Genomic DNA, 18,110 nt, shown 5'->3' with positions numbered 1-18,110 from the left:
GATCTGCGCGACCGCGTCGACCGGGGCCGCGTCAAGCACGTCGTCGTACGGGCCGAGGACACCGCCAAGTTCGACGACGTCCCCGGCGCCTACACCCGCGTCTGCGTCGGCGGCCTGCCCCAGGAGGGCTGGGAGCCGTACGAGGACGCGTACGCCGCCCCCGCCGGGTTCCTGCCCGACGGGCCGACGATGGCCGACGACCCGCTGATGCTGTACTTCACCTCGGGCACCACCGCCCGGCCCAAGCTGGTCGAGCACACCCACACCTCGTACCCGATCGGCCACCTGTCCACCATGTACTGGATCGGCCTCCAGCCCGGCGACGTGCACCTCAACATCTCCTCGCCCGGCTGGGCCAAGCACGCCTGGTCCAATCTCTTCGCGCCCTGGAACGCCGAGGCGACCGTCTTCCTGTACAACTACACCCGCTTCGACGCGGCCCGGCTGATGGCCGAGATGGACCGCGTGGGCGTCACCACCTTCTGCGCCCCGCCGACCGTGTGGCGCATGCTCATCCAGGCCGACCTGAGCCAGCTGCGCGGCAAGCCGCGCGAGGCCGTCGCCGCGGGGGAGCCGCTCAACCCCGAGGTCATCGAGCAGGTCCGGCGCGCCTGGGGCGTCACCATCCGGGACGGCTTCGGGCAGACCGAGACGGCCGTGCAGGTCGCCAACAGCCCCGGACAGCAGCTCAAGACCGGCTCGATGGGCCGGCCCAGTCCGGGGTACAAGGTCGAGCTCCTGGACCCGATCTCCGGCGCGCCCGGCGCCACCGAGGGCGAGATCGCCCTCGACCTCTCCACACGGCCCGTCGGCCTGATGACCGGCTACCACGGCGACCCGGACCGCACGGCGGAGGCCATGGCCGGCGGCTACTACCGCACCGGCGACATCGGTTCGCGCGACGCCGAGGGCTACATCACCTACGTCGGCCGCAGCGACGACGTCTTCAAGGCCTCCGACTACAAGATCAGCCCCTTCGAGCTGGAGAGCGCGCTGCTGGAGCACGAGGCGGTGGCCGAGGCGGCCGTCGTGCCCGCCCCGGACGAGGTGCGCCTGGCCGTCCCGAAGGCGTACATCGTCCTCGCCGAGGGCTGGCAGCCGGGGCCCGACACCGCGAAGGTGCTCTTCGAGCACTCCCGCGAGGTCCTCGCCCCGTACAAACGTGTCCGCCGGCTGGAGTTCGGGGCGTTGCCCAAGACCGTCTCCGGCAAGATCCGCCGGGTCGAGCTGCGCGCGGCGACCGCGGCGGGCTCGGACCAGGAGTACCGCGAGGAGGACTTCCGGTGACCGATCTGTCGTATGCGCACGGCACCAGCCCGACCGTGCTGCTCGGGGACACCATCGCGGCCAACCTGGACCGGGCCGTCGCGGCCTGGCCCGACCGCGAGGTGCTCGTCGACGTGCCGTCGGGACGGCGCTGGACGTACGCCGAGTTCGACGCCGACGTCGACCGGCTGGCGCAGGCGCTGCTGGCGAGCGGGATCGCCAAGGGCGACCGGGTGGGCATCTGGGCGATCAACTGCCCGGAGTGGGTCCTGGTGCAGTACGCCACCGCCCGCATCGGGGCGATCATGGTGAACATCAACCCGGCCTACCGCGTCCACGAGGTCGAGTACGTCCTCAAGCAGTCCGGCATCTCGCTGCTCGTCGCCTCGCTGAGCCACAAGACGAGCGACTACCGCGCGATGGTCGACCAAGTGCGGGGCGGCTGCCCCGAGTTGCGCGAGACCGTGTACATCGGCGACCCGAGCTGGGACGCGCTGCTCGCGCGGGCGACGACCAGGATGCCGTACGAGGACCTGTCCTGCGACGACGCCATCAACATCCAGTACACCTCGGGCACGACGGGCTTCCCCAAGGGGGCCACCCTCTCCCACCACAACATCCTCAACAACGGTTACTTCGTCGGTGAGTTGGTCTCCTACGGCGAGCAGGACCGGATCTGCGTCCCGGTGCCCTTCTACCACTGCTTCGGCATGGTGATGTGCAACCTCGCCGCCACCTCGCACGGTGCCTGCATCGTCATCCCGGCCCCCTCCTTCGATCCGAGGGCCACGCTGGAGGCGGTCCAGCAGGAGCGCTGCACCTCCCTGTACGGCGTCCCGACGATGTTCATCGCGGAGCTGAACCTCGCCGACTTCGCCGACTACGACCTCACCTCCCTGCGCACCGGCATCATGGCGGGCTCGCCCTGCCCGGTGGAGGTGATGAAGCGGGTGGTCGCCGAGATGCACATGGAGGAGGTCGCCATCTGCTACGGCATGACCGAGACGTCCCCGGTCTCGCTGCAGACCCGCACGGACGACGACCTGGAGCACCGCACCGGAACGGTCGGCCGCGTCCTGCCGCACATCGAGGTGAAGGTCGTCGACCCGGCCACCGGAGTCACCCAACCGCGCGGCACGGCAGGCGAGTTGTGCACCCGCGGCTACAGCGTGATGCTCGGCTACTGGAACGAGCCGGAGAAGACCGCCGAGGCCGTCGACACCGGCCGCTGGATGCACACCGGCGACCTGGCGATGATGCGCGAGGACGGCTACGTCGAGATCGTCGGACGCATCAAGGACATGATCATCCGCGGCGGCGAGAACATCTACCCGCGCGAGATCGAGGAGTTCCTCTACGGCCACCCGAAGGTCCAGGATGTCCAGGTCGTCGGCGTACCCCACGAGCGCTACGGCGAGGAGGTCCTCGCCTGCGTCATCCCGCGCGACCCCGCCGACCCGCCGACCCTTGAGGACGTACGCGCCTTCTGCGAGGGGCAGTTGGCCCACTACAAGGTGCCGAGCCGGCTGCGGATCCTCGACGCCTTCCCGATGACGGTGTCGGGGAAGGTGCGCAAGATCGAACTGCGGGAGACCTACGCCGGGGAGTGAACGGGGCCCAGAGCGCCGGTCGTTGACGGCACCGGGGTGTGGAGCGCGCTCTACGCCCCGGTGCCGTCCAGTTCGTCCGCCGGGCTGTTGACCGGCTGCGGGGTGCCCGTGAGGTCGAGGACGAACAGGGGGACGCCGAGGGTGCCCGCGCGGGTGCGCGCGTCGGGGGTGTAGCCCGCCAGGGAGAAGTAGGCGCAGTCCGCCGACTCCGTCATGGCCGTCAGCCACAGGCACTCCACATCGCGCAGCGAGGCCGGGCGCACGGTCGGGTCGACCTGCGCCACCAGACCGCGGGCGGCGATCCCGATGCCGGTCGGGGGCCGCTGGTCGGCCCGGCGGATGTCCCGGTAGCCGAGCCAGCGCAGATACACCGCGGCGGCCGTCACCGCGTCGCGGGCGGTACGGATGGTGACCGGCTGGAAGGGCCGGCGCGGCTTCGGCCGGGCGGTGGTGGTCTCCCGGGCGGCGACCGCGCGGGGGACGGTGCCCTTGCGGGCCTCTGTGACCTCTGTGGCGTCCATGGCCTCTGTGGCGTCCGTGGCCTCTGTGATTTCTGCCGGCTCCGCCACGGCGATGCGCAGCACCGTCCCGCACGGGCAGCCCAGCTCCGGGTGCGGCCATTCGTCCAGGCGGCCGCAGGAGCCGCAGCGCAGCGTGATCCAGTCCTCGGCCCAGGAGTGATGGGTGACGGCCGTCGCGGTCCCCCTCCGGTCGAGCGGGGGCGCGACGGGTGCTCCGCAGACGCACGGAAACGACGGTGCCGCATAGAGGTGTTCGCGCCGGCAGGCCGGACAGCGCACCGGGACGCTCTCGGTCATGGCCCACATCGTCCTCCAGGCCGCCCCCGCTTGTCCGTGTCTTGACGGCCTTCCCTCACCCACTTACATTGCTTTCAGATAGCAGAAAACAGTTTCCGCAATGTGGAAGTTCAACAGGGCGGGACGGACAGAGAAGCCGACACGGAAGAGCTCACCGCGGGGCGCGACGGGAGTGCTAGTCCGACAGCCGAAGCAGGAGTACTCGATGGCACGTATGACCGCTGCCCGCGCGGCAGTTGAGATCCTCAAGCGCGAGGGCGTCACCAACGCGTTCGGTGTGCCCGGCGCGGCGATCAACCCCTTCTACGCGGCGCTCAAGGCCTCCGGCGGCGTCCACCACACCCTCGCCCGCCACGTCGAGGGCGCCTCGCACATGGCCGAGGGCTACACCCGTACGCACCCGGGCAACATCGGCGTCTGCATCGGCACCTCCGGCCCGGCCGGCACCGACATGATCACCGGCCTGTACTCCGCCTCCGGCGACTCCATCCCGATCCTGTGCATCACGGGCCAGGCCCCGACCGCCGTGATCCACAAGGAGGACTTCCAGGCCGTCGACATCGCCTCGATCGCGAAGCCGGTCGCGAAGGCGGCGACCACGGTGCTGGAGGCCGCGCAGGTGCCCGGCGTCTTCCAGCAGGCCTTCCACCTGATGCGCTCCGGGCGTCCCGGCCCGGTCCTGATCGACCTGCCGATCGACGTCCAGCTCACCGAGATCGAGTTCGACCCGGAGACGTACGAGCCGCTGCCGGTCTACAAGCCGGTCGCGAGCCGCGCCCAGATCGAGAAGGCGATCGCGCTCCTCAACGAGTCCGAGCGCCCGCTGATCGTCGCCGGCGGCGGTGTCATCAACGCGGACGCGGCCGAACTGCTCGTCGAGTTCGCCGAGTTGACCGGCACCCCGGTCGTCCCGACCCTGATGGGCTGGGGCGTCCTGCCCGACGACCACGAGCTGAACGCCGGCATGGTCGGCCTGCAGACCTCGCACCGCTACGGCAACGCGACGTTCCTGGAGTCCGACTTCGTCCTCGGCATCGGCAACCGCTGGGCCAACCGCCACACCGGCAAGCTGGACGTCTACACGGCCGGACGCACCTTCGTCCACGTCGACATCGAGCCCACCCAGATCGGCCGGATCTTCGCCCCCGACTACGGCATCGCCTCCGACGCGAGGGCCGCACTGGAACTCTTCGTCGAGGTGGCAAGGGAGTTGAAGGCGGCCGGCCGGCTGCCCGACCGCTCCGCCTGGGCCGCCGCCGCGCAGGAGAAGAGGGCGACGCTCCAGCGCCGTACGCACTTCGACGACATCCCGATCAAGCCGCAGCGCGTCTACGAGGAGATGAACAAGGCCTTCGGACCCGAGACCCGGTACGTCTCCACCATCGGCCTCTCGCAGATCGCCGGCGCCCAGATGCTGCACGTGTTCAAGCCGCGGCACTGGATCAACTGCGGTCAGGCGGGCCCCCTCGGCTGGACCGTCCCGGCCGCGCTGGGCGTCGCCACGGCCGACCCGGAGACACCGGTCGTCGCCCTCTCCGGCGACTACGACTTCCAGTTCATGATCGAGGAACTGGCGGTCGGCGCGCAGCACAGGATCCCCTACGTCCATGTCCTGGTGAACAACTCCTACCTGGGCCTGATCCGCCAGGCGCAGCGGGCCTTCGAGATCGACTTCCAGGTCAACCTGGAGTTCGAGAACATCAACTCGCCCGAGCTGGGCGTCTACGGGGTCGATCACGTCAAGGTCGCCGAAGGGCTGGGCTGCAAGGCGATCCGGGTGACCGACCCCGCCGAACTGGGCGCCGCCCTGGAGCAGGCGAAGAAGCTCGCGGCCGAGTTCCAGGTGCCGGTGGTCGTCGAGGCGATCCTGGAGCGCGTCACCAACATCTCCATGAGCGGCACCAACGACATCAGCAACGTCGTGGAGTTCGAGGAGATCGCGACCGAGCCGGGGCACGCCCCGACCTCGATCAAGGCCCTGAAGGTCTGATCCGCGCGGCGCGCACGAGTTTCACCGATCACACGCCAGGGGCGGTCCGTCCGGGGGGACGGGCCGCCCCTTCGCGCGCACCCGCCCCGTCACACCACCCCGCAGCTCATCCCGCTGCCGCTGCCGCAGGAGAGGCCGGGCGACTCACGCTCCGCGCTGCCGCCCCGGCCGGTCAGCCCCGCGTCCCGGGCGAAGCGGGGCGCGAGCGCCGTCAGGGCCCGGTCGCCGTACAGGGCGACGGCGAGCAGGATCTCCTCGGCCGGCAGACCGGCCCGGTCCGCGGGCAGCGGATGCCGGTCGCGCGGCTGCTTCAGGGACCGGCGGGCGGCCCCGGTGCGGCCGGGCGGGAAGGCGCGCAGCCACCCGGCGGTCACGAGGCCGGCGCGCAGCTCCGCGAGCGCCGCACGGACCGCCTGGCGCTCCAGCAACCGGCCGAGCCCCGCGGGCCGGTAGAGCGCCGCGTGCACGGCGCCGGTCAGCGGCGGGAGTGCGACCCCCCTGACCGGTCCCGTGGTGCGCAGGGTGCCCGCACGGCCCGCGCGGGATCGTCGTGGAACCGGCCATCGCGCACCCCCGTCGCAAGGCCCGCCGCCCCCGTGTCGGCGGGCCTCGCGTGACATGAATATCCCCGTGGACGCGGGCGGTTGAAGCCCGTTGAACCATGTTCAGAGGTTGATTTGAGGATTGCGTAGACGTCCTACGTCTCCCGCAGTGCCCGTTTGCGGTGTCTCGTGGTGTTCCGACAGGCCGGGCCAGTCGTCGGGGCCGCCGCCCTGCCACTCGATGAGGTCGCTGCCCTCGACGTCGGTGACGTACAGGTCGGCCAGCCGCAGGATCTCCGCCACGTCGTCCACGTGTGTGGCGACCCCCAGGGTCTCCTCGCCTTCCGTGACCCGCCGGGACCCGTCCAGGGCGGGCGAGTGCACCACGATGTGCGGTCGCCGCGCCGGATGTGCCGTGCCTTCTGGATGTGCCATGCCTTCAGACTCCTGCGGAAGCAATCCCTCCGCACCCCGGACGGACCGAGCCGGAACAGACGGACCGGCGCCGGATGCGGGACCGTCCGCATCCGGCGCCGGCCGGTCGGTGAGGTGTTCAATTGTGGCCGTCCGACGGCGCGAGGCTGGGCGCGACAGGACATTCGCGCCGCCGGACGGGGTCTCGGGTCGTGCAGGAAATGGCTGGGACCGCGGCGGATGCGACAGAACCGCGGCCCTCCTTCCCTCAGGTCGAAGAAGGAGGGCCCGGGACCTTCACCACCGCACTGGCTCGCATGCCGCCGCGGTCCTCGCCTCGCCCGGGCACGTCCGGCCGGCCACCCCTCATCCGGACCGTCCGGCCGTGCTCGGGCCGTCTGTGTCAGTCCGCGCGCAAGGCGCGGACCGCCGCCTCCACCCGCCTGCCGTACTCCGGGTCGGCGGCGTGGAAGTGGGCCAGGTTCTTGTCGACCACGTCGTCACGGGTGACCTGCGAGAGGCCGCCGGCGATGTTGGCGATCAGCCGGGACCTCTCCTCGGCGGACATCAGGCGATACAGCTCGCCCGCCTGGACGAAGTCGTCGTCCTTGGTGTGCAAGGGCGCCTCGTGCGTGCCCGTGTGGCCGGTGACGGGCAGCGGAGCCGACAGCGGGCGGCCGGTCTGCACCGGGCCGTCGTAGGAGTTCGGCTCGTAGTTCTTGGCGTACCGGCTCTGGGAGTTGACCGCCATCAGCCCGTCGCGACCGTAGTTGTCCGCCGCGGTCGCCTTCGGGGCGTTGACGGCCAGCAGCGTGTGGTTGACGCCGAGGCGGTAGCGGTGGGCGTCCGCGTAGGCGAACAGGCGGCCCTGGAGCATCTTGTCCGGCGAAGGACCGATGCCGGGAACGAAGTTGTTCGGGGAGAACGCGGCCTGCTCGACCTCGGCGAAGACGTCGTCCGGGTTGCGGTCGAGGACCAGCCGGCCCACGCGCCGCAGCGGATGGTCCTGGTGCGGCCACACCTTGGTCAGGTCGAACGGGTTGAAGCGGTAGTCCGGCGCCTCGGCCGCCGGCATGAGCTGCACGTACAGCGTCCAGGACGGCTTCACGCCCCGCTCGATGGCCTGCAGCAGGTCCGTCTGGTGCGAGTTCGGGTCCTTGCCCGCCAACTCGGCCGCCTGTTCGGCGGACAGGCAGCGGATGCCCTGGTCGGTCTTGAAGTGGTATTTGACGTAGAAGGCCGCGCCCTCGGCGTTCGTCCACTGGTAGGTGTGCGAGCCGTAGCCGTTCATGTGGCGGTACGACGCCGGGATGCCGCGGTCGCCCATCAGCCAGGTCACCTGGTGCGTGGCCTCGGGGGAGTGCGCCCAGAAGTCCCAGACGTTGTCCGGCTCCTGACGGCCCGTGAAGGGGTCGCGCTTCTGCGAGTGGATGAAGTCGGGGAACTTGAGCGGGTCCTTGATGAAGAACACCGGGGTGTTGTTCCCGACGAGGTCGTAATTGCCCTGCTGCGTATAGAACTTGACCGCGAAGCCGCGCGGGTCGCGGACGGCGTCCGCACCGCCGAGCGAGTCGGCCACGGTCGAGAAGCGCACGAACACCTCGGTGCGCCTGCCGACCTCGCTCAGGAAGTCGGCGTGGGTGAAGCCGGTGACGTCGTCGGTCACCTCGAAGTGGCCGTAGGCGCCCGAGCCGCGGGCGTGCACCACGCGCTCCGGGATGCGCTCGCGGTTGAACCGCGCCAGCTTCTCCAGGAGGTGCTGGTCCTGGAGGAGGAGCGGACCACCGATGCCGGCGGAGGCGGAGTTCTGGTTGTCGGCGACCGGGGCGCCGGACTCGGTCGTGAGCACGCGCTGCGACATGGGGACCTTCCGTGCGGGGGCACTTCCGTGCGAGGGCACTTCCGTGCGGGAGCTGAGGTGTGATTCCGGGCGGCGCCGGTGCCTGGGCGCGACAGGACAGATGTCGGCGCCGGCGCCGCCCGGAAGTCTGGGGCTGCGTCAGAGCTGGGCGCCGGAGAGGCGCTCCACGGCACGCAGCAGGGCCGAGTGGTCCAGGCCCCCGTCGCCCTGCGCGCGCAGGCTGGCGACGAGCTGGGCGACCACGGCGCCGACGGGCAGGGCCGCGCCGACATTGCGGGCGGCGTCGGTGACGATGCCCATGTCCTTGTGGTGCAGGTCGATACGGAAGCCCGGCTTGAAGTCGCGCTGCAGGAAGTTGTCCTTCTTGCGCGTCAGCACGGTCGAGCCGGCGAGGCCGCCGTTGAGGACGTCCAGCGCGGCCTTGAGGTCCACGCCCGACTTCTCCAGGAAGACCACGGCCTCGGCGCACGCCTGGATGTTCACGGCGACGATCAGCTGGTTGGCGGCCTTCACGGTCTGGCCCGAGCCGTGCGGGCCGCACAGCACGATGGTCTTGCCGAGCGCCTCCAGGATCGGCTTCGCGCTGTCGAAGTCGGCCTGCTCGCCGCCGACCATGATGGACAGCACGGCCTCGATCGCACCGGCCTCACCGCCGGACACGGGTGCGTCCAGCACGCGGATGCCCTTGTCCCGCGCGGCCTTCGCCAGGTCGACGGAGGTCTGCGGGGTGATCGACGACATGTCGATCAGCAGGGCGCCGGACCGCGCGTTCTCCAGGATGCCGTCGGGGCCGTAGGAGATGGCCTCGACCTGCGGGGAAGCGGGCACCATCGTGATGATCACGTCGGCGTCCCGCACGGCCTCGGCGATCGAACCGGCCGCGGTGCCGCCCGCGGCGGCCAGGCGGTCCAACTTGTCCTGCTCCAGCGTGAAGCCGGTGACGTCGTAGCCCGCCTTGATGAGGTTCTCGGACATGGGGGAGCCCATGATGCCGAGGCCGATCCAGGCAACCGCAGGGCGGGTCGGGTGGGAGGAGCCAGCGAGGGTGCTCATGAAGTGTGCCTTTCGGTAAGGGAGTTCAGCGGGCGGCGCGCGCTTCGCGGGGCAGCCAGTCGAAGGCCTCGGCGCTCGGGCGGTCGCCCGGCTTGTACTCGAGACCGACCCAGCCCTCATAGCCCGCCTTCTTCAGCCGGCCGAGGAGGTCCTCGAGCGGGAGCGAGCCCGAACCCGGCGCTCCGCGGCCCGGGTTGTCGGCGATCTGCACATGGCCGGTCTTCGCGGCGTACCGCTCGATCACCGACGGCAGGTCCTCGCCGTTCATGGACAGGTGGTACAGGTCCATGAGGAAGCGCGTGTTGCCGAGGCCCGTCGCCTCGTTGACCTTGTCGACGACGCCGATCCCGGCCGGGGCGCTGACGAGCGGATAGAGCGGCGACTCCGGCTGGTTGAGGGTCTCGATCAGCAGGATCGCGCCGATGCGGTCGGCCGCGCGGGCCGCGAGCACCAGGTTCTCCAGGGCCAGCGCGTCCTGCTCGGCGGGGTCGACGCCCTCGACGCGGTTGCCGTACAGCGCGTTGAGCGCCCCGCAGCCGAGGGACTCGGCGAAGCCGGCCGCCACGTCGATGTTGGCGCGGAACCTGTCCGACTCCTCGCCGGGGATCGACAGGGCGCCCCGGTCGGGTCCGGGCAGCCGGCCGGCGTAGAAGTTCAGGCCCGTGAGCCGTACGCCCGCGTCCTCGATCGCCTTCCTCAGCGCGTCGAGTTCGGACCGCTCGGGGGTGGGGGAGTCGACCCAGGGCCACCACAGCTCGACCGCGGTGAAGCCCGCCGCGGCGGCGGCCGCGGGGCGCTCCAGGAGCGGGAGCTCCGTGAAGAGGATCGACAGGTTGACGTTGAAGCGCTGCTCTGCGGCTGTGTCCCAGCTGAAGCCCGGCATCGGGTCGGCGCTCCCTCCCGTGTAGTGATTCCGTATTACGGAAGTTTGTTTCTGCTTAATGGAAGACTGCCTGTGACCGGGGAGAGCTGTCAAGAGCGACCGTGCAAAACGACCGGCCTACTGCGGCCGTCATGGCGTTAGGTTGTGCGCGTGCGATTGAGAGTGGAGTTCACGACCGAGCCCTTCGACCTCGACGAGGCGCCCGCACACGCGGTGGTCGCCCGTCAGGTCATCGAGGCGGCCGAACTGGACGCGGTGGACGTCGGTCCGTTCGGCAACACGGCGGAGGGCGGCGCGGACGCCGTGCTCACCGCCGTGAACGCCCTGCTGCGCAAGTCGCTGCAGGCCGGTGCCACCCGGGTCTCGCTGCAGGTGAACGTCGTCGACGCGGCCGGGGAGGGCGCGCAGTGACCGGCGCCGGGGACGAGCCGTTCATCACGGCCGTGAAGCCGCTGGTCGACGCCATGGGCGGCGAGCTGCTCCCGCCCGACGAGGCCGGCCCCGACGACGTCGTGCTCAGCTGGGAGGGCGTCGACGCGGTCGCCGTGCGCCTGCCGCAGCTCGCCGACTCCCTCGACCACATCCTCGCCGCGATGGAGCGCAAGCAGGGTATGCCGCTGGCCGAGCTGGACCGCAAGGCCAAGCAGGAGGTCGTACGGATACTCGAGGCGCGTGGCGCCTTCTCCGTACGGCACGGCGTGGAGACCGTGGCGAGCGCACTCGGGGTGAGCCGGTTCACGGTGTACAACTACCTGAACCGGGACAAAAACTCCTGAGAGGCGGCCGGAGAACCCCTCAGGCCCGCCGGAGACGGGCCGCCCGATCCCGCCGCCGTGAATTTTCAACAAAGTGTTGACGACGCGTTGCCGAGGGCGTTAGCTATCGGCACGCCCGTTCAGCACGAAGGCCCTACGCGGCCACGGAGGCACCCGTGACGTCGACTTCCACGCCCCCGGGCCTGGCCCGCCTCAACGCACTTCAGGACCACGCGGCCTTCGCCGTCCTGCACGAGGCGTGCGCCTCCACCACCTGGGCGCGCCGGCTCACGGCCGACCGCCCGTACGCCACCGCCGAGGAACTCCTCACCGCCAGTGACGCCGCCACGGCCGAGCTGACCGGTGCGGACCTGGACGAGGCGATGGCCGGGCACCCGCCGATCGGCCACCCCAAGCCGGGGGACCCCACCTCGGCCCGGGAGCAGCGCGGCATGGCCGGCGCCTCCGCGGAGCTCAAGGCGGAGCTGCTGGAACTGAACCTGGCCTACCAGGAGAAGTTCGGCCATGTCTTCCTCATCTGCGCCACCGGCAGGACCGGCGAGCAGATGCGCGACGCGGTCAAGGAGCGGATCGGCAACTCGCCCGAGCAGGAGCGGGAGATCGTCCGCACCGAACTGGGCAAGATCAACCGCATCCGGCTCACCCGGCTCGTCGAAGAGGAAGCCTGACCACCATGAGCACCAGCACCACCGCCTCCGTGTCCACGCACATCCTGGACACCAGCGTCGGCCGCCCCGCCGCGGGCGTCGCCGTCCACCTCGCCGCCCGCACCGGGCGCGAGGCGGACTGGCAGGCGCTCGGCGGCTCCGCGACCGACGCGGACGGCCGGTGCAAGGACCTGCCGGCGCTGCCGGAGGGAACCACCCACGTACGGCTCGACTTCGACACCGAGACGTACTTCGCCAAGAAACAAGCCGCGGCCCAGCAGGACGCCCCCGCGCTCCGGGACAGCGAGAACGGCCGGCCCGTGTTCTTCCCCGAGGTCACCATCGCCTTCGCGGTGGTGCGCGGCGAGCACTACCACGTTCCGCTGCTGCTCAACCCGTTCGGCTACTCCGTTTACCGAGGGAGCTGACCGACACCATGACCCGTTTCGTCCTGGGACAGAACCAGTACGGCAAGGCCGAGAACCGCGTCGTCAAGATCACGCGTGACGGCGACACGCACCACATCAAGGACCTGAACGTCTCCGTCGCCCTCTCCGGCGACATGGAGGAGGTCCACCGCAGCGGTTCCAACGCCAACGTCCTGCCGACCGACACCACCAAGAACACGGTGTTCGCCTTCGCCAAGGAGCACGGGATCGAGAGCGCCGAGGCCTTCGGCATCGCGCTCGCCCGCCACTTCGTGGACGACACCGCGCCCATCCACCGGGCCCGCATCCGCATCGAGGAGTACTCCTGGGAGCGGATCGAGACCTCGCAGTCCGGCGCCCGCTTCGTCGGCTCGGACGAGATCGCCCACTCCTTCGTCCGCAAGGGCCAGGAGACCCGCGTCGCGCAGATCACCTACGACGGCCACGGCGTCCAGGTCCTGTCCGGCTTCAAGGACCTGACCGTGCTGAACTCGACCAACTCCGAGTTCTTCGGCTTCCTGAAGGACAAGTACACCACCCTCCCCGAGGACCACGACCGCATCCTCGCCACCACCGTCTCCACCTGGTGGCGGCACAACTGGGACGGCATCGACTCGCACGCCCCCGACTGGGACCGCTCCTACAGCGGGGTGCGCAAGCACGCGCTGCAGGCGTTCGCCGAGACCTACTCGTACTCGCTGCAGCAGACCCTCTTCGAGATGGGCGTACGGGTGCTGAACTCTCGTGACGAGGTGGACGAGATCCGCTTCTCGATGCCCAACAAGCACCACTTCCGCTCGGACCTGTCGCCCTTCGGGATCGACAACGAGGCCAAGGACGGCGCTGTGTACTACGCCGCCGACCGCCCCTACGGCCTGATCGAGGCGACCATCCTGCGGGACGGTGCCGAACAGCTCATCCCGGTCGACATGACCAACCTCTGAGCCCTCGAGGTCCCGGCACCCGCGGCCGGTGAGCCCCGCCTCCCGGCCGCGGTACCCAGGGCTCCCAGGTCCTGCCGTGCCCTCCCATCAACTCCACCGAGCGACAAGGACGGACCATGGCAGCAGCCCGGCGCACCGTCATCGAGAACTGTTCGATCGCCACCGTCGACGCCGACGACACCGAGTACCCGACCGGATACCTCGTCATCGACGGCGACCGCATCGAGTCGCTCGGCGCGGGCAGGGCCCCCGAGGGCCTGGCGGACGTCGTACGCCGTATCGACGCCACCGGGCATCTGCTGACGCCCGGCCTGGTCAACACCCATCACCACTACTACCAGTGGCTCACCCGGGGCCTGGCCACCGACCACAACCTCTTCGACTGGCTCACCGCGCTGTACCCGACCTGGGCACGCATCGACGAGCCGATGGTGTACGCCGCCGCCCAGGGCTCCCTGGCGACGATGGCCCGCGGCGGCGTCACCACCGCCATGGACCACCACTACGTCTACCCCGAGAACTCCGGCGACCTGTCCGGCGCGATCATCCGCGCCGCCCGTGAGACGGGCGTCCGCTTCACCCTCGCCCGCGGCTCCATGGACCGCAGCGAGAAGGACGGCGGCCTGCCCCCGGACTTCGCCGTCGAGACGCTCGAAGGCGCCCTCGCCGCGACCGAGCGGACCGTCGAGGAGCACCACGACGCCTCCTTCGGCGCCATGACCCAGGTGGCCGTCGCGCCCTGCTCGCCCTTCTCCGTGTCCACCGAACTCCTGCGGGAGGGCGCCGAGTTGGCCCGCCGGCTCGGTGTGCGGCTGCACACCCACGGCTCGGAGACCGTCGAGGAGGAGCAGTTCTGCAAGGAGCTGTTCGGCATGGGCCCGACCGACTACTTCGAGTCCACCGGCTGGCTCGGCGAGGACGTGTGGATGGCGCACTGCGTCCACATGAACGACGCCGACATCGCCGCATTCGGCCGTACGAAAACGGGCGTCGCCCACTGCCCGTCCTCCAACGCCCGCCTCGCGGCCGGCATCGCCCGCGTCCCCGACATGCTGGCGGCCGGCGTCCCGGTCGGCCTGGGAGTCGACGGCACGGCCTCCAACGAGTCCGGTGAACTGCACACCGAACTGCGCAACGCCCTGCTGATCAACCGCCTCGGCGCCCACCGCGAGCACGCCCTGAGCACCCGGCAGGCGCTGCGCCTGGGCACCTACGGCGGCGCACAAGTCCTGGGCCGCGCCGCCGAGATCGGCTCGTTGGAGCGGGGCAAGCTCGCCGACCTGGTGCTGTGGAAGCTGGACACCCTCGCCCATGCCTCCATCGCCGACCCGGTGGCCGCACTCGTCCTCGGTGCGGCGGCCCCGGTCACCGCGTCGTTCGTGAATGGCCGTCAGATCGTCGAGGACGGCCGCCTGTTGCACGTCGACGAGGACGCCGTCGCCCGCTCCACGCGCCACGAGGCGCGGCGCCTGGCGCGAATCGCCGGACAGGGCTGAACAGCCCAAGATCTCCGGTCGAGGGGGACGGCCCTCGACCGGTAGCCGTGGACCCACCGGTTCCATGGTGGCCGTCTCCGGGGCGTGCGTGCACGCGCGCGCCCCGGAACGGTCTCCGTCCCCCATGACCAGCGCACCACCTCCTTGACACCCGTGTCAGAGCCGACGCGTAACGAACCGGAGGAACCGCCGTGGCCCCCCATCCCGTTGACGAACGCCTTCCCGCACTCAAAATGGCGACGACCGGCTTGCAGCACGTGGCCGCGATGTACGCGGGGGTCGTCGCCCCGCCCCTGATCGTGGGCGCGGCCATCGGCCTGACCGCCACCGATCTCACCTTCCTCACCGGCGCCTGTCTGTTCACCGCGGGCCTCGCCACCTTCCTGCAGACCCTCGGCATCTGGAAGATCGGCGCACGACTGCCCTTCGTCAACGGCGTCACCTTCGCCGGTGTCGCCCCCATGACCGCGGTCGTCGCCTCCACCAAGGACAGGTCGGACGCGCTGCCCATCATCTTCGGCGCGGTCATCGTCGCCGGTCTGCTGGGCTTCCTGGCCGCCCCCTTCTTCAGCAAGGCCGTCCGCTTCTTCCCACCGGTCGTCACCGGCACGGTCATCACGCTGATAGGCGTGTCCCTGCTGCCGGTCGCCTTCGGCTGGGCGCAGGGACCCGACCCCGCCGCGCACGACTACGGCTCGGCGACCTACCTGGGTCTCGCGGTCACCACGCTCGTGATCGTGCTGCTGCTGCGCCGCTTCACCCGCGGCTTCGTCAAGCAGATCGCGGTCCTGCTGGGCATGGTCGCCGGCACGCTGATCGCGATCCCCTTCGGCGTCACGGACTTCGGCCCGGTAACGGACGCGGACGTGGTCGGCTTCCCGACCCCGTTCCACTTCGGGGCACCGCAGTTCCAGCTCGCCGCGATCATCTCCCTGTGCGTGGTGATGGTGGTCTCGATGACCGAATCCACCGCGGACATGCTGGCGTTGGGCGAGATCGTCGAGCGCCCGGCCGACGAGCGGACCATCGCGGCGGGACTGCGCGCCGACACCCTCGGCTCCGCCCTCAGCCCCTTCTTCAACGGCTTCATGTGCAGCGCCTTCGCCCAGAACATCGGCCTGGTCGCCATGACGAAGATCCGCAGCCGCTACGTCGTCGCCACCGGCGGCGGCTTCCTGGTGCTGATGGGCCTGTGCCCGATGGCCGCCTCGCTCATCGCCGTCGTACCGCGCCCGGTGCTCGGCGGCGCGGGCGTGGTGCTGTTCGGCTCGGTCGCCGCCAGCGGTATCCAGACCCTCGTCCGGGCGGGACTGGAGAAGGGCGACAACATCCTGATCGTCGCCGTCTCCCTCGCCGTCGGCATCATCCCCATCACGGCGCCGGGGTTCTACCACGCCTTCCCCCAGACCGCGCGGATCGTCCTGGACTCCGGCATCTCCACCGGATGCGTGGCGGCGGTGCTGCTGAACCTGGTCTTCAACCACCTCGGCAGGAGCCGGGACGAGCAGGACGTCGCCCATCCCGCACAGGCCGGCGAGCAGATGGCCGCCGCCGTCCACTGACCCGGACCCGGCGCACGCACCGGATCGGGCCCCGGATCCTGGACCGGAGCCGGCTCGCGAGGCGCTCAGGCCCGGCGGATCGACCCGCACGGTGTGGCCTGCGGAAGGCGGCCCGTGAAGTACGAGCGGGGCGGTACCCCCATCAGGGTGCGGAAGTCGGACGTCATGTGGGACTGGTCGTAGTAGCCGGTGGCGGCGGCGAGTTCGGCCCAGGAGCGGGTGGCGGCGTGGTCCAGGACCGTGCGTACGCGGTTGATGCGGGCGTAGTGCTTGGGGGAGAGGCCGACGCCCTCGGTGAACAGATTGCGCAACTGGCGCTCGCTGACGGCCAGTTCGCGCGCCACACCGCCCACCTGGCCGGGAACGTGCCCGGCCCGGACCGACATCGCCTCGACGCCCGCACGCAGCAACTCGGTGCGGGACCGGTCCGCGGCGGCCGCGAGCCGCTCGGGCAGCACGTCCGCGAGGTGCTCCATCGCCTCCTCGGGCGTCAACCACCTCAGCGCGTCGGCCAGTTGGCGGATACCAGGCCCCGGCAGCTCGCCCAGCGGCACGGCACGCCCGACCAGGTCGACGGCCGGGACGCCGAACAGCGGGCGGACGGTGCCGGGGGCGAGCCGCAGCTCGGTGCAGGACACCCGGCGCTTGCCCCGGTGGTACGAGGCCCGGGCGCGCGGGCCGACGACCAGGGCGCAGCGGCCGCCGTGCTCCCCGGTGCGCACCACCACCCGGGTGGCGGCCTCCGGCAGATGCACGAACGGCTCCACCGGCTGGTCACCGACCGACACGGACCCGATGCCGGACACCCAGGGGCGCAGCACCTCGGGCGTGGGCAGGACATCTCGGAACAGGGCGTTCGTCACCCCTCCACGGTAAGCGCGCCGCACGGCCGTCCGGGCCGCCGAACCGTGCCGGAATCTCCAAGAGATCCGGGCCGCGCACCGCCCACCGTGGTGGACATGATCCTTGTGACCGGTGCCACGGGCACCATCGGAAGTGACGTCGTACGACAGCTCGCCGCGCGCGGCGAGAAGGTCCGCGCCCTGAGCCGGGACCCGGCGAAGGCGCACCTGCCCGCGGGTGTGGAGGCCGCTCGTGGTCACCACCGTGACCGGGCGTCCGTCGAGGCGGCGATGGCGGGCGCCGAAAGTGCCTTTCTGGTGGGCGTGTTCGGGCCCGACGACGCCGAGCACGACCGCGGCCTGGTCGAGGCGGCGCGTACCGCGGGCGTACGGCGGATCGTGAAGCTCTCCGCGATCGGCACCGGCGACCCCCGCCTCGGCGTGTTCGGCACCTGGCATCTGCACGGCGAGGAGGCCGCGCGCGCCAGCGGTCTGGAGTGGACGCTCCTGCGGCCCTCCTCCTTCGCCTCCAACACGCTCAGCTGGGTCGCGGCCGTGCGGGAGGGCACGCCCGCGCCCAACATGATGGGCGCGGGACGGCAGGGTGTCGTCGACCCCCGCGACGTGGCCGAGGTCGCGGTGGCCGCGCTGCTCGACCCACGGCATGCGGGGCGTACGTACACCCTGACCGGACCGGAGACGCTCAGCGCCCCTGAGCAGGCCGCCGTACTGGCCGACGTCCTCGGCCGGCCGGTGCCGCTGCACGACCTGTCGCCGCAGGAGCGCCTTGAGCAGTTGCGGGCCGCCGGGCTGAGCGAGCACTACGCGGACGGCCTCATGGCCGCCGCCCGGTTCATCCAGGAGGGCGGCAACGACGTCGTCACCGGGGATGTGCGGGAGGTGCTGGGCCGTCCCGCGCGGACCTACCGGCAGTGGGCCGAGGACCACGCGTCGGCGTTCGCGCAGGGCTGAGGGGGA

General features: G+C 70.9%; 18 protein-coding genes. 11 read left to right on the top strand and 7 right to left on the bottom strand.

Translation table 11 applies throughout. The features are described 5' to 3' along the window. Together JYK17_RS11255 and JYK17_RS11250 are read left to right on the top strand one after the other, a co-directional pair. Positions 1-1,287 (top strand): AMP-binding protein (locus JYK17_RS11255; protein WP_222810281.1); only part of this gene is annotated, 1,287 nt, incomplete at its 5' end. Then, a complete protein-coding gene (locus tag JYK17_RS11250; protein WP_222810280.1) occupies positions 1,284-2,876 on the top strand; it encodes an AMP-binding protein in 1,593 nt (530 codons plus the stop codon). The genes JYK17_RS11255 and JYK17_RS11250, both read left to right, overlap by 4 nt. 50 nt (positions 2,877-2,926) lie before the next feature. Here JYK17_RS11250 and JYK17_RS11245 read toward each other — a convergent pair whose 3' ends face one another. Continuing rightward, entirely contained in the window at positions 2,927-3,694 is a 768-nt protein-coding gene (locus JYK17_RS11245) for a hypothetical protein (protein WP_108006612.1), read from the bottom strand. A 205-nt stretch (positions 3,695-3,899) separates the two neighbouring features. Between JYK17_RS11245 and gcl the strand changes: the two genes are divergently transcribed. Next, the gene (gene gcl / locus JYK17_RS11240) at positions 3,900-5,684 is read left to right on the top strand and encodes a glyoxylate carboligase (RefSeq protein WP_222810279.1); all 1,785 of its coding nucleotides are present in this window, start codon (positions 3,900-3,902) and stop codon (positions 5,682-5,684) included. 89 nt (positions 5,685-5,773) lie between these two features. Here the strand turns inward: gcl and JYK17_RS11235 are convergent, their stop codons facing one another. The 5 genes from JYK17_RS11235 to JYK17_RS11215 all read right to left on the bottom strand — a co-directional run bounded on the left by JYK17_RS11235 (position 5,774) and on the right by JYK17_RS11215 (position 10,437). Beyond that, positions 5,774-6,151, bottom strand: coding sequence for a hypothetical protein (locus JYK17_RS11235; RefSeq protein ID WP_128801571.1), 378 nt, complete (start codon positions 6,149-6,151; stop codon positions 5,774-5,776). 198 nt (positions 6,152-6,349) lie between these two features. After that, positions 6,350-6,661: a hypothetical protein gene (locus JYK17_RS11230; protein WP_128801570.1), complete on the bottom strand. Its 312-nt coding sequence runs from the start codon at positions 6,659-6,661 to the stop codon at positions 6,350-6,352. 382 nt (positions 6,662-7,043) lie between these two features. Beyond that, on the bottom strand, positions 7,044-8,501 hold the full coding sequence (locus JYK17_RS11225; protein ID WP_222810278.1) for a catalase: 1,458 nt from the start codon (positions 8,499-8,501) through the stop codon (positions 7,044-7,046). 138 nt (positions 8,502-8,639) lie between these two features. Continuing rightward, the gene (locus JYK17_RS11220; protein ID WP_108006602.1) at positions 8,640-9,554 is read right to left on the bottom strand and encodes a 2-hydroxy-3-oxopropionate reductase; all 915 of its coding nucleotides are present in this window, start codon (positions 9,552-9,554) and stop codon (positions 8,640-8,642) included. 25 nt (positions 9,555-9,579) lie between these two features. Beyond that, positions 9,580-10,437 carry a TIM barrel protein gene (locus tag JYK17_RS11215; RefSeq protein WP_108006600.1) on the bottom strand — a complete coding sequence of 286 codons (858 nt, stop codon included), beginning with the start codon at positions 10,435-10,437 and terminating at the stop codon, positions 9,580-9,582. A 150-nt stretch (positions 10,438-10,587) separates the two neighbouring features. Here JYK17_RS11215 and JYK17_RS11210 point away from each other — a divergent pair, with 150 nt between their 5' ends. The 7 genes from JYK17_RS11210 to JYK17_RS11180 all read left to right on the top strand — a co-directional run bounded on the left by JYK17_RS11210 (position 10,588) and on the right by JYK17_RS11180 (position 16,290). Then, entirely contained in the window at positions 10,588-10,848 is a 261-nt protein-coding gene (locus JYK17_RS11210; protein WP_164932137.1) for a thiamine-binding protein, read from the top strand. Next, entirely contained in the window at positions 10,845-11,213 is a 369-nt protein-coding gene (locus JYK17_RS11205) for a helix-turn-helix domain-containing protein (protein ID WP_108006596.1), read from the top strand. Before JYK17_RS11210 ends, JYK17_RS11205 begins: the two co-directional genes overlap by 4 nt. A 155-nt stretch (positions 11,214-11,368) precedes the next feature. Beyond that, entirely contained in the window at positions 11,369-11,881 is a 513-nt protein-coding gene (gene uraD, locus JYK17_RS11200) for a 2-oxo-4-hydroxy-4-carboxy-5-ureidoimidazoline decarboxylase (RefSeq protein ID WP_108006594.1), read from the top strand. 5 nt (positions 11,882-11,886) lie between these two features. Next, on the top strand, positions 11,887-12,288 hold the full coding sequence (uraH, locus tag JYK17_RS11195) for a hydroxyisourate hydrolase (RefSeq protein ID WP_222810277.1): 402 nt from the start codon (positions 11,887-11,889) through the stop codon (positions 12,286-12,288). A gap of 8 nt (positions 12,289-12,296) precedes the next feature. Beyond that, positions 12,297-13,232, top strand: coding sequence for a factor-independent urate hydroxylase (gene pucL / locus JYK17_RS11190; RefSeq protein WP_128801566.1), 936 nt, complete (start codon positions 12,297-12,299; stop codon positions 13,230-13,232). 116 nt (positions 13,233-13,348) lie between these two features. Next, a complete protein-coding gene (locus tag JYK17_RS11185; RefSeq protein WP_108006588.1) occupies positions 13,349-14,728 on the top strand; it encodes an 8-oxoguanine deaminase in 1,380 nt (459 codons plus the stop codon). A gap of 191 nt (positions 14,729-14,919) precedes the next feature. Continuing rightward, positions 14,920-16,290 carry a nucleobase:cation symporter-2 family protein gene (locus JYK17_RS11180; protein ID WP_108006586.1) on the top strand — a complete coding sequence of 457 codons (1,371 nt, stop codon included), beginning with the start codon at positions 14,920-14,922 and terminating at the stop codon, positions 16,288-16,290. 65 nt (positions 16,291-16,355) lie between these two features. Here the strand turns inward: JYK17_RS11180 and JYK17_RS11175 are convergent, their stop codons facing one another. Continuing rightward, complete coding sequence (locus JYK17_RS11175) at positions 16,356-17,153, bottom strand: AraC family transcriptional regulator (protein WP_108006584.1); 798 nt, start codon at positions 17,151-17,153, stop codon at positions 16,356-16,358. A 96-nt stretch (positions 17,154-17,249) separates the two neighbouring features. Here JYK17_RS11175 and JYK17_RS11170 point away from each other — a divergent pair, with 96 nt between their 5' ends. Further along, entirely contained in the window at positions 17,250-18,104 is an 855-nt protein-coding gene (locus tag JYK17_RS11170) for an SDR family oxidoreductase (RefSeq protein WP_222810276.1), read from the top strand. Positions 18,105-18,110: the final 6 nt, after the last annotated feature.

The sequence above is a fragment of the Streptomyces plumbidurans genome, from assembly GCF_019857225.1.
Taxonomy (GTDB): Bacteria; Actinomycetota; Actinomycetes; order Streptomycetales; family Streptomycetaceae; genus Streptomyces; species Streptomyces plumbidurans.
The sequence above is the reverse complement of the archived record's forward strand: the minus strand, read 5'-3'. Positions and strand labels throughout refer to the sequence as shown.

Coding starts and splice junctions, on each gene's coding strand:
- pucL (WP_128801566.1), top strand. CDS start 12,297: ATGACCCGTTTCGTCCTGGGACAGAACCAGTACGGCAAGGCCGAGAAC.
- gcl (WP_222810279.1), top strand. CDS start 3,900: ATGGCACGTATGACCGCTGCCCGCGCGGCAGTTGAGATCCTCAAGCGC.
- JYK17_RS11220 (WP_108006602.1), bottom strand. CDS start 9,554: ATGAGCACCCTCGCTGGCTCCTCCCACCCGACCCGCCCTGCGGTTGCC.
- JYK17_RS11170 (WP_222810276.1), top strand. CDS start 17,250: ATGATCCTTGTGACCGGTGCCACGGGCACCATCGGAAGTGACGTCGTA.
- JYK17_RS11230 (WP_128801570.1), bottom strand. CDS start 6,661: ATGGCACATCCAGAAGGCACGGCACATCCGGCGCGGCGACCGCACATC.
- JYK17_RS11215 (WP_108006600.1), bottom strand. CDS start 10,437: ATGCCGGGCTTCAGCTGGGACACAGCCGCAGAGCAGCGCTTCAACGTC.
- JYK17_RS11225 (WP_222810278.1), bottom strand. CDS start 8,501: ATGTCGCAGCGCGTGCTCACGACCGAGTCCGGCGCCCCGGTCGCCGAC.
- JYK17_RS11185 (WP_108006588.1), top strand. CDS start 13,349: ATGGCAGCAGCCCGGCGCACCGTCATCGAGAACTGTTCGATCGCCACC.
- JYK17_RS11245 (WP_108006612.1), bottom strand. CDS start 3,694: ATGACCGAGAGCGTCCCGGTGCGCTGTCCGGCCTGCCGGCGCGAACAC.
- uraH (WP_222810277.1), top strand. CDS start 11,887: ATGAGCACCAGCACCACCGCCTCCGTGTCCACGCACATCCTGGACACC.